The organism is Rhodococcus sp. PvR099 (genome assembly GCF_017833315.1).
Taxonomy (GTDB): domain Bacteria; phylum Actinomycetota; class Actinomycetes; order Mycobacteriales; family Mycobacteriaceae; genus Rhodococcus_G; species Rhodococcus_G oryzae.
On sequence record NZ_JAFIBV010000001.1, the window covers coordinates 1,628,353 to 1,641,934 of the forward strand.

Below are 13,582 nucleotides of genomic sequence, written 5' to 3' on the forward strand. Positions count from 1 at the left end.
GGATTCACGAGTCAGATCCGTCGGGAATGGAGATGCGCTGTGGCCGCAATGAAGGTGAAGACCGCGAGGAAGAGACTGAAGAAGTTGATCCGGAGGGCAAACGATGAGTCCGCCGCCATCGAGATCGGCGGAAAGAACGGCAGCGCCGTCCTGATCTCACGGTCCCACTACGAAGCCCTCCGCGAGACCTCGTACCTGCTGCGGTCGCCGGATCTGCTCGAGAGCCTGCGCCGCGCGGGTGCCCGCGAGCGGCTCCTCGACGACCTCTACGGCGCGCCCGCCGAACGCACCGATCAGATCGCCTGACTGGCCGGCGACGACGTCACACCTCGGATGCACCCACGGCAAGCCGCATCGCCGCATAGGCACCGTCCGCCTCGGTGTCCGGCGGGACGACCAGCAACGCCAGCCGTGACCCATCGGTCCCGAACAGGTACATGACGTTCTGTGGCTGACCGTCGACTGGGCCGCAGACGAGCACTCCATCGTGTCGATCGAGGCCGCGTTGCGTGACACTGCGCGGATTCCAAGCGAAGGCAACCCGGGCTGTGCGACCGAGATGTGTTGCGACAGCGCTGATCACGTCATGCAATTCCAACGTCAGGTTCGTGGTCCGCGGCCACCACGCGCCGTCGACCAGGCCGGCAGGCGCGCCTCGAGCCCGAAGGAGGATGCGCGATGTGCGGGTTGCCGGCTCAAAGGGCTGGAGGCCATCGGTCTCGTGCAGTCGCGAACCCATGTCGAAGTGATTCCCGACGCTTCGGACCCCGTCGCGCATCATGGTCGACGCACCTTCCCAGCCCCACCTTCCGAATCCCAGCGATTCTGGGCGGCAAGCTGGGACGCCTCGCGTACCCCGACCATCAACAGGTCGTCCGCCGTGGTCGCACTGTTCGGCTTGGCGGCGGTCATCATGGTCGCGTGCGCGTAGTCGGGCTCTGTGTAGGGCGGGACCACCAGCAGCGCCATCCTCTTCCTGTTCGCGCCGACGACGTACAGGGTGTTAACCGGCTGAAATGGGTAGCCGTCCAATCGAACTTCGTGTCCCCCACTGCGGATCCATGCGGGCGCCTTCGCCCACCCGTTTATGTTGTAGACCACTCGGTCGATCCGGCCGAGGCGAATGGCGAGCACCGCCAGTAGCCCGGGGACTTCGGTGGCCAAGTCGGGTGACCTGGGCCACCACGCTCCATCGACGAACCCCCGGGCTGCACGCCGTGGCTTCAACCGCAGCCGCAGCGTTGGTATCCGCCGCGCATGGGGTTGACGGGCATCGCGATGACCCAGGGACGGGCTCGTGTGATTCAGCGTCACGACTGACGCTCCTGCCTTGGCCGCGAACCGGCCAGGTTCATTCCAATCGGAGACGACGCGATCGAAAATGCCGCGTTCGAGGTGCATCCGATACACCCGATGCTACGCCCGCGCTCGCCTCGGCCCCTCAGCACGGAACCGGCAGAAGCTCACAATTGACAACCTGATTGTTTCGGTAACCTTTAGGTGTGTTCACGAGATACGCGCGGTGCGCCGCTGAGGGCCATGTCGAAGGCGAGCAGCGTGCGGCCCTCAGGGTGCCTGCGGACCGAAGCTTCGTCCAGCACGGGTTGACCGTCACGGACGGGAACTGAGGCGCGTTCACGCCCTCCACGCACCATGAACAAACGACTCGGCGACAGCCGGAACCGTCCGATTCCCCGACCCCAGCCTCGGTACAGTGCCGAGACATCGCGGCGGCCGTGGCCGGCACTCCCGCGTGATACCCCGCGGCCGGACAACCTTGCGCCGTACGGGCCACCTCCCCAGTCGAGTTGGAAGTACCAACGAGCGAAGCCGCAGGCTCCGATCTGGCCGCCGCCTCCGCTGCCTCCGACTCCGACGCCTCCGCTCCCGCCTACGCCGGAACTCCCCGACGGCACGGCACCCCCGTCCAGGAAGCCCGCCTGGCGCCGGTGGACGAAGTGGATGGTGATCGGATTCGTCGTATGGCTCGTGGTGACGCCCGTGATCTACCGCGTGTGGACGCCGCCGCGCACGATGTTCATGCTGACCGACAGCGCGCCGGGCGACACGGTCTTCCAGGAAGTCTCGCTCGACCACATCAGCAGGCACTACATCGCGTCCGTGCTCGCCCACGAGGACGCCGAGCTCGGCACGCGCATGGGCCCGTTCCACATGAGCGACTTCATCGATCGGACCGAGACTTATCTCGAGTCCGGTGAGGATCTCTCCGGCTCGACCATCCCCCAGCAGCTGGTGAAGAACATGTTCCTCATCCGAGGCGAGTGGGTCGGAACCAGGGTCTTCCGCAAGGGCGTGGAGGCCGTGCTGTCCTGGCCCTTCAACCTGATGGGCGATCAGCGGCAGCTCGAGCTGTACCTGAACTACGCCCAGTTCGGGCCGAACCTGTACGGCGTCTGCTCCGCCAGCTGGTACTACTTCAACCGCCCGCCATGGGACAGCAACTCTTGGGACGCAGCAACATTGGCCGGCCTCCTGCCGCTCGGCGAGGACGCCCGACGGGCGCCGGGTGGTGGCGTCGACGTCGAGAGCGACGGGACGTGGCTGGTGGCCAGCACCGTCGCCAATGCCAGGAACAAGGTGCCGCAGCGGATCAGCGAGATGGGCGGCTGGGAGGGCGCGGTCGCGACGGTGGGCATCACCGACTCGGCTGGCGACCATCCGCCGCTCGGCGCCCCGAAGAGCTGCTCCGTGATGCCCCAGAGCGTCGCCGATCGACTCGCGGCCGAGGACGCCTGGTGGAGTCCGCAGTACGGCGGCTGACCGCTATCCGAAAGCAGGAGAACTGCCGGCTTTCATGACCGGATCATCACGAAGCCTTTAACGTGTCCTGGTTCACTCCAAAAACCCACGAGGAGAACCACAGTGCGTAGATCCGCAGGAATCATCGGCGCCACCATCGCAGCCGTCGGCCTCACCATCGGCACCGCAGGCATCGCCAGCGCGCTCCCGGTGAGCATTCCCGGCACCACCAGCCACCCCTATGTGGCGGGCGTCGACGTGGAGCCGGGGTCGTACTACTCCCGCTTCACCGGTGCCGCCTGCCAATTCGCCCTCACCCAGTCCGGCGAAACCGAGCCGAGCCTCGAAGGCATCAGTGCCAGCACCGAGTACCGGATCGTCGACCTGGACGCCGGCGACCGGCTCGACTCTGTCGGCTGCACAACCTGGCACCGACAGGGGAACCCCCTCGGCTCGGCCGGGTCGACGGACTTCGGTCTCCTCAGTGTGCTCGGCGTCGACGACTTCATCTTCGACAACCTCCCGCTGGGATCCTGACCGACCGGATCCGGTCCACGCTCCACCAGACGGAACAAGCCCCCCGCCTCGTCGAGGCGGGGGGCTTCTTCGGTGTCCGACAGCGAGATTGACGACTCGCCTGTCAGCACTGCGGTGGGCGCGGAGGGTTTCGAACCCCCGACCGCTGGTGTGTAAAACCAGAGCTCTACCACTGAGCTACACGCCCGGAATCCGACGGTTTCCCGCCGAATTGCACTCAGGAATCTAGCGCGGCGAGCGCGTTCTCCCAAGCTGCCTGGTCACGGGCCTCTCCGGGGCCGTTCATCTCGGCGAACCGGATGTAGCCCTCCTTGTCCACGACGAAGGTTCCGCGGTTCGCGAACCCGGCCTTGTCGTTGAACACGTCGTAGGCCTGAGCCACCGCACCGTGCGGCCAGAAGTCCGACAGCAACGGGAAGGTGTACCCCTGCTCCGCCGCCCAGATCTTGTGCGTGGGCGGCGGACCGACGGAGACCGCGAGCACCGCGGCGTCGTCGTTCTCGAACTTCGGCAGACCGTCCCGGACCTTGCAGAGTTCACCCTGACAGGTACCGGTGAAGGCGAGCGGATAGAACACGATCAGGACGTTCTTCTTGCCCCGGTAGTCCGAGAGCGAGACTTCCTGGTTGTTCTGGTCCTTGAGGGTGAAATCGGGAGCGATCGCACCGACGTCGAGAGGCATGGGGGTTCCTTCTGCAGTAGTGCGATCAGCGCTTGGCCGGGCGGGCCTTCGGCTGCACCAGCCGACTGCCGCTCCACAGGCCGAGGTTCGCCGCCGAGGTCTGGGTCAGACCCGCCGTCGGTGCCGATTCGGCGATCTCGCTTGGCTCGACATGGCCAGGTTGTCCGGTCTTGGGGCTGAGGACCCACACGAAACCCTCGTCGGCCAGGGGGCCGATCGCGTCCATGAGTGCGTCGACGAGGTCTCCGTCGCCGTCCCGCCACCACAGCAGGACCACGTCGATCACCTCATCCGAATCCTCGTCGAGGAGCTCCCCACCGATGGTCTCCTCCACGGATGCGCGCAGCGCATCGTCGGTGTCCTCGTCCCAACCCAGTTCCTGAACAACCATGTCATTGGTGATGCCGAGTTTCTGGGCATAGTTCTGGGCGTCCGCCGCGGCGACCACGGTGGTGTCCTCCTTTTGTTGTCGGGGCTGAACCTCCAGCACCCGGTCCGTGTGGATCAGTAGTGAAAGCGAACAGGTTGAACGGCTCTTGCGCAAGCCGACGCCACCGAAAAACCGAACAAAGATTTTGTGACGTAGCAGATTGTGACTCGCCGTCGACCCTCGCCGGGCGATACGGCAGGATTGAGCCAGATCACCATCACGCGTAAAGCGGACCGCCGTCACACAGGCGATTCGCATGGATTGGGCGCCGCACCGAGCGTCCTCCCCGATGAAGGAGAGTCATACGTTGTCCGAGCCCACCCAGGACCAATTCTCGCCAGCGCAGCAGCCCGCACCCAGCGGCGACGGCCGCGTCCGCGTGATTCGTGAGGGGGTGGCCTCATATCTCCCCGACATCGATCCCGACGAGACAACCGAGTGGTTGGACAGCTTCGACGGCCTGTTGCAGAACTCGGGACCGGCGCGCGCCCGCTATCTGATGCTGCGCCTGCTCGAGCGTGCGGGCGAGAATCGGGTATCCATCCCCGCGCTGACCTCCACCGATTACGTGAACACCATTCCGACCGAGAACGAGCCGTGGTTCCCCGGCGACGAGGAGGTCGAGCGTCGCTACCGCGCCTGGATCCGCTGGAACGCCGCGGTCATGGTGCACCGCGCGCAGCGCCCCGGTGTCGGCGTCGGCGGCCACATCTCCACCTACGCGTCCTCCGCTGCCCTCTACGAGGTCGGGTTCAACCACTTCTTCCGCGGCAAGGACCACCCCGGCGGCGGCGACCAGATCTTCATCCAGGGTCACGCCTCCCCCGGCATCTACGCCCGCGCCTTCCTCGAGGGCCGGATCCCGGCCGAGCAGATGGATGGCTTCCGCCAGGAGCACAGCCACGCGGACGCAGGCGGCGGGCTGCCGTCGTACCCGCACCCGCGGCTGCTGCCCGACTTCTGGGAGTTCCCCACGGTGTCGATGGGCCTCGGCCCGATGAACGCCATCTATCAGGCCCGGTTCAACCACTACCTGCACGATCGCGGCATCAAGGACACCGCCGACCAGCACGTCTGGGCCTTCCTCGGCGACGGCGAGATGGACGAACCGGAGTCGCGTGGCCTGGCGCACGTGGCCGCCACCGAGGGCCTCGACAACCTCACGTTCGTGGTCAACTGCAACCTGCAGCGCCTCGACGGCCCGGTCCGCGGCAACGGCAAGATCATCCAGGAGCTGGAGTCGTTCTTCCGCGGCGCCGGCTGGAACGTCATCAAGGTCGTCTGGGGCCGCGAGTGGGACGCGCTGCTGCACGCCGACAAGGACGGCGCGCTGGTCAACCTGATGAACACCACCCCCGACGGCGACTACCAGACCTACAAGGCCAACGACGGCGGATACGTCCGCGAGCACTTCTTCGGTCGCGACCCCCGCACCAAGGAACTGGTCAAGGACCTGTCCGACCAGGACATCTGGAACCTCAAGCGCGGCGGGCACGACTACCGCAAGATCCACGCGGCCTACGCGGCCGCGCTGCAGCACAAGGGCCAGCCGACGGTCATCCTGGCGCACACCATCAAGGGCTACACCCTCGGCAAGCACTTCGAGGGCCGCAACGCGACCCACCAGATGAAGAAGCTGACCCTCGACGACCTCAAGGCGTTCCGCGACCTGCAGCGGATCCCGATCTCCGACGCCGAGCTGGAGAAGGACCCGTACCTGCCGCCGTACTACCACCCCGGCGCGGACGCCCCCGAGATCCAGTACATGCTCGACCGTCGCAAGCAGCTGGGCGGGTTCCTGCCCTCGCGCCGCACGGACGTCGCGCCGCTGGCACTGCCCGAGGACAAGACATACGACTCGCTGCGGAAGGGCTCCGGCAAGCAGGAGATCGCCACCACCATGGCGCTCGTGCGGGTCCTCAAGGAGCTGCTCCGCGACAAGGAGATCGGCAAGCGGATCGTGCCGATCATCCCCGACGAGGCCCGCACGTTCGGCATGGACTCGTGGTTCCCGTCGCTGAAGATCTACAACCGCAACGGCCAGCTGTACACCTCGGTCGACGCCGACCTGATGCTCGCCTACAAGGAGAGCTCGATCGGCCAGATCCTGCACGAGGGCATCAACGAGGCCGGCTCCACCGCCTCGTTCACCGCGGTCGGCACCTCCTACGCCACCCACGGCGAGCCGATGATCCCGCTGTACATCTTCTACTCGATGTTCGGCTTCCAGCGGACCGGTGACGGACTCTGGGCGGCCGCCGACCAGATGGCCCGCGGTTTCGTGCTCGGCGCCACGGCGGGCCGGACCACGCTCACGGGCGAGGGCCTCCAGCACGCCGACGGGCACTCGCTGCTGCTGGCGTCGACGAACCCCGCCGCGGTGACCTACGACCCGGCGTTCTCGTACGAGATCGCGCACATCGTCAAGGACGGCCTGCGCCGGATGTACGGCGGCACGCCCGGCGAGGACGGGTTCGGCGGCGAGAACATCTTCTACTACCTGACCATCTACAACGAGCCGTACGTGCAGCCCGCCGAGCCGGAGGACCTCGACGTCGAGGGCCTGCTCAAGGGCATCTACCTGTACAGCAAGAGCACGGGCACCGGACCCCGCGCGCAGATCCTGGTCTCCGGCGTCGCGATGCCGGAGGGCATGCGCGCCCAGCAGCTGCTCGCCGAGGACTGGGGCGTCGCGGCGGACGTGTGGTCGGTGACGTCGTGGGGCGAGCTGCGCCGCGACGGCGTCGAGTGCGAGCGACAGGCGCTGCGGAACCCGCAGGCCACCGCCGCCGTGCCGTACGTGTCCACCGCGCTGGCAGGCGCCGAGGGCCCGTTCGTGGCGGCCTCGGACTGGATGCGGGCGGTCCCGGACCAGATCCGGCAGTGGGTGCCCGGCGCGTACACCACGCTCGGCACCGACGGGTTCGGCTTCTCCGACACCCGGACCGCGGCAAGGCGCTACTTCAACGTGGACGCCGAGTCGATCGTGGTCGCGGCGCTGGCCGGCCTCGCCAAGGAGGGCAAGCTCGAGCACAACACCCCGGCGGCGGCCGCCCGGCACTACCGGATCGACGACGTCCTGGCGGCGCCGAAGTCGCTGAAGGACCCCGGCAGCGCCTGACGACTATCTGTGCACGAGCGTTTATAGACACCTGACAAATCAGGCGCCCGGGAAGCGCGCAATTCGCGCCCCCGGGCGCCCGAGGTCACGGTGGGCGTAAGTTTCGAGACTATGGGCGAGCAGAAACCCCCACTGGACGGCTCCGCCGACGACGGGACACAGGCGGCGGCCGTGCCGGTTTTCGGCAGGCAGCGTCAGCCCCGCGACCCCCTGCCCGACGCACTGCTGCGGCGGGTCAAGCAGTTCTCCGGCCGGCTCTCCACCGAGGCGATCACCTCGATGCAGGACCAGCTCCCGTTCGTCGGCGACCTCGACGCCGACCAGCGCGCGAGCGTGCAGCTGCTCGTGCAGACCGCGGTGGTCAACTTCCTCGAGTGGCTCAAGGACCCCGAGGGCGACATCCGTTTCAGCATGGAGGCCTTCCAGGTCATCCCCCAGGACCTGGCCCGCAGGCTGACCCTCCGTCAGACCGTCGACATGGTGCGCGTGGCGATGGAGTTCTTCGAGCAGTGGCTGCCCGCACTGGCCAGGAACGAGCAACAGCTCATCGCCCTGACCGAGGCAGTGCTGCGCTACGGCCGCGAGCTCGGGTTCGCCGCCGCCTCCGTCTATGCCAGCGCCGCCGAGTCCCGCGGCGCGTGGGACACCCGCCTGGAGGCCCTCGTGGTGGACGCGGTGGTCCGCGGCGACACCGGCTCCGACATGCTTTCCCGCGCAGCGACACTCAACTGGGACGCGACCGCGCCCGCGACCGTCCTCGTCGGCACCCCGCCGCCCGAACAGGGCGTGTCGGTGGTCAGCACCGTTCACTCGATCGCGCAGAAGCACGGGCGGGCCGCGCTCGCCGTCGTGCAGGGCTCCCGGCTGGTGATGGTGGTCAGCGGCGACATGCAGGACCCGTACGACGATCAGTTCATGACGGACCTCCTCACCAACTTCTCCGACGGCCCGGTGGTGATCGGGCCGACCACCCGCACCCTCAGCGCCGCGCACTTCAGCGCGGTGGAGGCCCTGGCCGGCATGGAGGCGGTGGCCGGCTGGCGGGGCGCCCCGCGGCCGGTCCACGCCGGTGAACTGCTGCCCGAGCGGGGCCTGCTCGGTGACCGGGCGGCCCTCGATTCGCTCATCGATCTGCTCGTGCGACCGCTGGCCGCCGCGGGGTCGGCGCTGACCGACACCCTCGAGACCTATCTCGACTGTGGCGCCGCCGTTGAGACCTGTGCCCGCAAACTGTTCGTGCACCCCAACACTGTCCGGTATCGACTTAAAAGGATCAGCGAGATCACCGGCCGAGACCCCATGAACCCGCGCGACGCGTACGTGCTCAGGGTCGCGTCAACGGTGGGTCGTTTGGCTCAGGCCAGTCACGAAACAACGCATCCAGTCACACCAATCACATTCTTCACAAACCGTGCGATCGACTTGTAACGTTCCGCCGTCCACTTCCGATGCGAGTTCCCCACATGCGATTTTGTGGGAACCCTACAAAACACTTGTCCAAGGTTGATGGTCAAAAACATCACCCACATGCCGCTGGACAGTGTTCCCTTATCTTGTGATTTCGTTGCTTGCCCCGGGTCAGGGCTCCCAAACCCCCGGCATGCTCAGCCCTTGGCTGGAGCTGCCGGGCACTGCAGACCGCATTTCCATCTGGTCGAAGGCCTCCGGCCTCGACCTCGAACGCCTGGGCACCACCGCCACGGCCGACGAGATCACCGACACCTCGGTCACCCAGCCGCTCGTGGTCGCCGCCGCGCTGCTCGCCTTCGAGGAGCTCGAGCGCCGCGGACTCGTCCCCGCGGACCTGATCGCCGCGGGACACTCGGTCGGTGAGCTGGCCGCGGCCGCCATCGCAGGCGTGATCTCCTCGGACGACGCCGTCGCGCTCGCCGCGCTCCGCGGCTCCGAGATGGCCAAGGCCTGCGCGCTGGAGCCGACCGGCATGTCCGCGGTGCTCGGCGGCGACGAAGAGGTCGTCCTGGCACGGCTGGCCGAGCTCGGCCTCGAGCCGGCGAACCGGAATGCGGCCGGCCAGATCGTGGCGGCCGGCCTGCTCAGCGCCCTGGAGGAGCTCGCGGCAGCGCCGCCGGAGAAGGCCCGCGTCCGGGCCCTGCCGGTGGCGGGCGCGTTCCACACCGCGTTCATGGCGCCGGCCCAGGAAGCCGTCACCGAGGCGGCCTCCCGAATCAGCCCCTCGGATCCGACGCGCACGCTACTGTCCAATGCCGACGGTCAGCCGGTCACCTCCGGCGCCGACGCGCTGGCCAAGCTGGCTGCCCAGGTGACCAGGCCCGTGCGCTGGGACCTGTGCACCGCGTCGCTGCGCGCGGCCCAGGTCACGGCGATCGCCGAACTCCCCCCGGCCGGCACCCTGGTCGGTATCGCCAAGCGGGAGATGAAGGGGACCCCCACGCTGGCGATCAAGACGCCGGACGACATCCCCGCGCTGTCCGAGCTCACCGGGCTCGGATGAGGCCCGCCGCAATCCTGCGGCCCTAGGCCCCTCGCAGCAGGACCACACACCACAATGGCCGGTCTGCCGACCGGCCAACGCCAGACCCAAGTAACACCAAACAAGAAGGGAGCCACGAAGTGGCCACCACCCAGGAAGACATCATTGCCGGACTCGCGGAGATCATCGAGGAGGTCACCGGCATCGAGCCGTCCGAGGTGACCATCGAGAAGTCCTTCGTCGACGACCTCGACATCGACTCGCTGTCCATGGTGGAGATCGCCGTGCAGACCGAGGACAAGTACGGCGTGAAGATCCCCGACGAGGATCTCGCCAGCCTGCGCACCGTCGGCGACGCCGTCAGCTACATCCAGAAGCTCGAGGCCGAGGGCGGCGACGCCGCTGACGCCGTCAAGGCGAAGCTCGACTCCGCGAACGAGGAGTGAGCTCGCCCGTGACTTCCACCAGGAACTTCCCCAACGTCGTCGTCACCAGCCTCGCGGCCTCGACGTCGATCGCTGGTGACGTGGATGCCACGTGGAAGGGCCTGCTCGCAGGCGAGAGCGGGATCGACGTCCTCGAAGATCCGTTCGTCGCGGAGTACGACCTTCCCGTCCGCATCGGCGGGCACCTGAAGGTGAACCCCGACGATGCACTCTCCCGCGTCGAGATCCGGCGGATGAGCTTCGTGGAGCGACTCGCTCTCGTGCTCGGACGCCAGGTGTGGCAGAACGCGGGCAGCCCCGAGGTGGACAAGGACCGGCTCGGCGTGGTCCTCGGTACCGGACTCGGGGGCGGCGAGGCATTGATCGACGCCGTCGACAAGATCAAGACCCAGGGATACCGGAAGGTGTCGCCGTTCTCTGTGCAGATGGTGATGCCGAACGGTCCCGCCGCGGTCGTCGGGCTCGAGCTCGGCGCCCGCGCAGGCGTGATCACTCCCGTCTCGGCGTGTTCGTCGGGCTCGGAAGCGATCGCGCACGCATACCGGATGCTCATCATGGGTGACGCCGACATCGTCGTCACCGGTGGCGTCGAGGGCCAGATCGATCCCGTGCCGATCGCGAGCTTCGCGATGATGCGGGCATTGAGCTCACGCAACGACGATCCGAAGGCCGCCTCGCGTCCCTTCGACAAGGATCGCGACGGCTTCGTCTTCGGCGAGGCCGGGGCACTGATGGTCCTCGAGACCGAGGAGCACGCCAAGGCGCGCGGGGCAACCATCCACGCACGCCTGATGGGCGCGGGCATCACCTCGGACGGCTACCACATCGTGGCGCCGCACCCCGAGGGCACGGGCGCGGCCCGCGCGATGGCACGGGCGATCCAGACCGCGGGTCTGGCGAAGTCCGACATCACCCACGTGAACGCGCACGCCACGGCGACGCCGATCGGGGACACGGCCGAGGCACTGGCCATCAAGTCCGCGGTCGGTGGCCACGCTGCGGTGTACGCACCGAAGTCAGCTCTCGGGCACTCCATCGGCGCCGTCGGTGCGCTCGAAGCCGTGCTCACGGTCCTGGCTGTGCGTGACGGAGTCATTCCGCCCACGCTCAATCTCGATAACCAGGATCCAGAGATCGATCTCGATGTCGTGAAGGGTGAACCCCGTTACGGCCAGATCGACTTCGCGCTCAACAATTCATTTGGATTCGGTGGGCACAATGTCGCGCTCGCCTTCGGCCGAGTCTGACCGGTCGGACTAGCTCGATGGTGGGGGCCTCGCAGCCAGGGGCCCCCACCCCGACTACCGCCCGCAGGCGGCCAGTACAAGGAGGACAAGCGATGACCATCTTGGCCCCGATCACCCGATCCGATGCCCAGCTCGATCCCCGCGACCCGATGGCGCGACTCGAGAACCTCTTCGACGCCGGGACCACCGTCCCGCTGCACGATCGTGACAAGTCCGGTGTGCTCGCCGCTGCCGGCGAGATCGACGGAGTTCGCACGATCGCCTACTGCTCCGACGCGACCGTCATGGGCGGCGCGATGGGCGTCGAGGGCTGCAAGCACATCGTGAACGCGATCAACACCGCGATCGACGAGAAGTCCCCGATCGTCGGCATCTGGCATTCCGGCGGTGCGCGGCTCGCGGAGGGCGTGGAGGCCCTGCACGCGGTCGGCCTCGTGTTCGAGGCAATGGTGCGCGCGTCCGGCCTGGTCCCCCAGATCTCCGTCGTCCTCGGCTTCGCCGCCGGCGGCGCCGCATACGGACCCGCGCTGACCGACGTCGTGATCATGGCGCCCGAGGGACGGGTCTTCGTGACCGGCCCGGACGTGGTCCGCTCGGTCACCGGCGAGCAGGTCGACATGGAATCGCTCGGCGGCCCGGACACCCACACCAAGAAGTCGGGCGTCGCGCACATCGCGGCCACCGACGAGCTGGATGCACTCAATCGAGCGCGCCGCCTGGTGTCGATGTTCTGCGACCAGGGCACCTTCGACCAGGCCGCAGCCGAGCACGGCGACACCGACCTGCGTGCGCTGATGCCGGCGTCGGCCAAGCGCGCCTACGACGTGCGCCCGATCGTGCACGAACTGCTCGACAACGTCGAGGGCGAGTCGACCCTCGAGGAGCTGCAGGGCAACTACGCCCGCAGCATCGTCACCGGCCTCGGACGCCTCGGCGGTCGCACCGTCGGCGTGATCGCCAACAACCCGCTGCGCCTCGGCGGCTGCCTCAACTCGGAGAGCGCCGAGAAGGCCGCGCGTTTCGTCCGGCTCTGCGACGCGTTCGGCATCCCGCTGGTCGTGATCGTCGACGTCCCCGGCTACCTGCCCGGGGTGAGCATGGAGTGGGAGGGTGTCGTCCGTCGCGGCGCCAAGCTGCTGCACGCGTTCGCAGAGGCCACCGTCCCCCGCGTCACCGTGGTCACCAGGAAGATCTACGGCGGCGCGTACATCGCGATGAACTCGCGGGCCCTCGGCGCCACCGCCGTCTACGCCTGGCCGGACGCCGAGGTCGCCGTGATGGGCGCCAAGGCAGCCGTCGGCATCCTGCACAAGCGGGCTCTCGCCGCCGCCCCGGAGGACGAGCGTGAGGCACTGCACGATCGCCTCGCCGCCGAACACGAGGCGATCGCGGGCGGCGTCAGCCGCGCCATCTCGATCGGCGTCGTCGACGAGATGATCGACCCCGCAAAGACCCGCAGCCGGGTCACCGCCGCGCTGGCGGCCGCGCCGGCCGGACGCGGTCAGCACAAGAACATCCCGCTCTGATCCGCACCAGAGCCGAGAAGGGCCCCCGACCTCAGGTCGGGGGCCCTTCTCGCTGAACGGGTGGCTCAGAGCACGTGAACCGCGGTGGCCTGCGGGCCCTTCGGGCCCTCGGTCACCTCGAACTCGACCTGCTGGTTCTCCTCGAGGCTCCGGAAACCGGAACCCTGGATCTCGGAGAAGTGCACGAAGAGATCCGGTCCGTCGGTGCGCGAGATGAAGCCGAAGCCCTTCTCCGCGTTGAACCACTTGACTGTTCCCTGACTCATATTTGCTCCTCACAGGGCTGGGATGACGGGACCCACACCGTGTGGTGCCCCGGGCCGGTTCGAGACTCGGCGTCTCCAGATTCCTGAAGGCAAACAGAGCGCACGCAACTTGAGT

Annotated in this window: 14 protein-coding genes and 1 tRNA gene; 9 read left to right on the top strand and 6 right to left on the bottom strand. The window is 67.7% G+C overall.

Annotated features, from left to right (window positions below; translation table 11 throughout):
• Window positions 1-48: 48 nt before the first annotated feature.
• Entirely contained in the window at window positions 49-306 is a 258-nt protein-coding gene (locus JOE46_RS07405) for a type II toxin-antitoxin system Phd/YefM family antitoxin (protein ID WP_245221494.1), read from the top strand.
• Between the two features lie 16 nt (window positions 307-322).
• On the opposite strand, the gene JOE46_RS07410 is transcribed toward JOE46_RS07405, so the two are convergent.
• Both JOE46_RS07410 and JOE46_RS07415 read right to left on the bottom strand, forming a co-directional pair.
• The gene (locus tag JOE46_RS07410; RefSeq protein WP_245220970.1) at window positions 323-781 is read right to left on the bottom strand and encodes a DUF5994 family protein; all 459 of its coding nucleotides are present in this window, start codon (window positions 779-781) and stop codon (window positions 323-325) included.
• Window positions 778-1,227: a DUF5994 family protein gene (locus JOE46_RS07415; protein WP_373560256.1), complete on the bottom strand. Its 450-nt coding sequence runs from the start codon at window positions 1,225-1,227 to the stop codon at window positions 778-780. The genes JOE46_RS07410 and JOE46_RS07415 overlap by 4 nt, the downstream gene beginning before the upstream one ends.
• A 735-nt stretch (window positions 1,228-1,962) precedes the next feature.
• On the opposite strand from JOE46_RS07415, the gene JOE46_RS07420 reads away from it, so the two are divergent.
• Window positions 1,963-2,781 (top strand): transglycosylase domain-containing protein, encoded by an 819-nt coding sequence (locus JOE46_RS07420; RefSeq protein ID WP_099459052.1) that lies wholly within the window; start codon window positions 1,963-1,965, stop codon window positions 2,779-2,781.
• 102 nt (window positions 2,782-2,883) lie between these two features.
• Window positions 2,884-3,297: a hypothetical protein gene (locus JOE46_RS07425; protein WP_209926700.1), complete on the top strand. Its 414-nt coding sequence runs from the start codon at window positions 2,884-2,886 to the stop codon at window positions 3,295-3,297.
• A 115-nt stretch (window positions 3,298-3,412) separates the two neighbouring features.
• Here JOE46_RS07425 and JOE46_RS07430 read toward each other — a convergent pair.
• The 3 genes from JOE46_RS07430 to JOE46_RS07440 form a co-directional block, all read right to left on the bottom strand.
• Window positions 3,413-3,484: transfer RNA gene (locus JOE46_RS07430), tRNA-Val, on the bottom strand.
• 30 nt (window positions 3,485-3,514) lie between these two features.
• Window positions 3,515-3,979, bottom strand: a complete 465-nt coding sequence (locus tag JOE46_RS07435; RefSeq protein ID WP_097212084.1) for a peroxiredoxin — start codon at window positions 3,977-3,979, stop codon at window positions 3,515-3,517.
• A gap of 25 nt (window positions 3,980-4,004) precedes the next feature.
• Complete coding sequence (locus JOE46_RS07440) at window positions 4,005-4,427, bottom strand: DUF3052 domain-containing protein (RefSeq protein WP_097212206.1); 423 nt, start codon at window positions 4,425-4,427, stop codon at window positions 4,005-4,007.
• Between the two features lie 238 nt (window positions 4,428-4,665).
• Between JOE46_RS07440 and aceE the strand changes: the two genes are divergently transcribed.
• The 6 genes from aceE (at window position 4,666) to JOE46_RS07470 (ending at window position 13,201) form a co-directional block, all read left to right on the top strand.
• Window positions 4,666-7,530, top strand: coding sequence for a pyruvate dehydrogenase (acetyl-transferring), homodimeric type (gene aceE / locus JOE46_RS07445; RefSeq protein WP_179800566.1), 2,865 nt, complete (start codon window positions 4,666-4,668; stop codon window positions 7,528-7,530).
• A 111-nt stretch (window positions 7,531-7,641) separates the two neighbouring features.
• Complete coding sequence (locus JOE46_RS07450; RefSeq protein WP_209926702.1) at window positions 7,642-8,958, top strand: CdaR family transcriptional regulator; 1,317 nt, start codon at window positions 7,642-7,644, stop codon at window positions 8,956-8,958.
• A gap of 127 nt (window positions 8,959-9,085) precedes the next feature.
• On the top strand, window positions 9,086-10,003 hold the full coding sequence (locus JOE46_RS07455) for an ACP S-malonyltransferase (RefSeq protein ID WP_209926703.1): 918 nt from the start codon (window positions 9,086-9,088) through the stop codon (window positions 10,001-10,003).
• A 119-nt stretch (window positions 10,004-10,122) separates the two neighbouring features.
• Window positions 10,123-10,428, top strand: a complete 306-nt coding sequence (acpM, locus tag JOE46_RS07460) for a meromycolate extension acyl carrier protein AcpM (RefSeq protein ID WP_077041999.1) — start codon at window positions 10,123-10,125, stop codon at window positions 10,426-10,428.
• The gene (locus JOE46_RS07465) at window positions 10,425-11,675 is read left to right on the top strand and encodes a KasA/KasB family beta-ketoacyl-ACP synthase (protein WP_097212082.1); all 1,251 of its coding nucleotides are present in this window, start codon (window positions 10,425-10,427) and stop codon (window positions 11,673-11,675) included. The genes acpM and JOE46_RS07465 overlap by 4 nt, the downstream gene beginning before the upstream one ends.
• A gap of 92 nt (window positions 11,676-11,767) precedes the next feature.
• A complete protein-coding gene (locus JOE46_RS07470; RefSeq protein ID WP_097212081.1) occupies window positions 11,768-13,201 on the top strand; it encodes an acyl-CoA carboxylase subunit beta in 1,434 nt (477 codons plus the stop codon).
• A 65-nt stretch (window positions 13,202-13,266) separates the two neighbouring features.
• Here the strand turns inward: JOE46_RS07470 and JOE46_RS07475 are convergent, their stop codons facing one another.
• Window positions 13,267-13,467 (bottom strand): cold-shock protein, encoded by a 201-nt coding sequence (locus tag JOE46_RS07475; protein ID WP_027500001.1) that lies wholly within the window; start codon window positions 13,465-13,467, stop codon window positions 13,267-13,269.
• Window positions 13,468-13,582 lie beyond the last annotated feature (115 nt).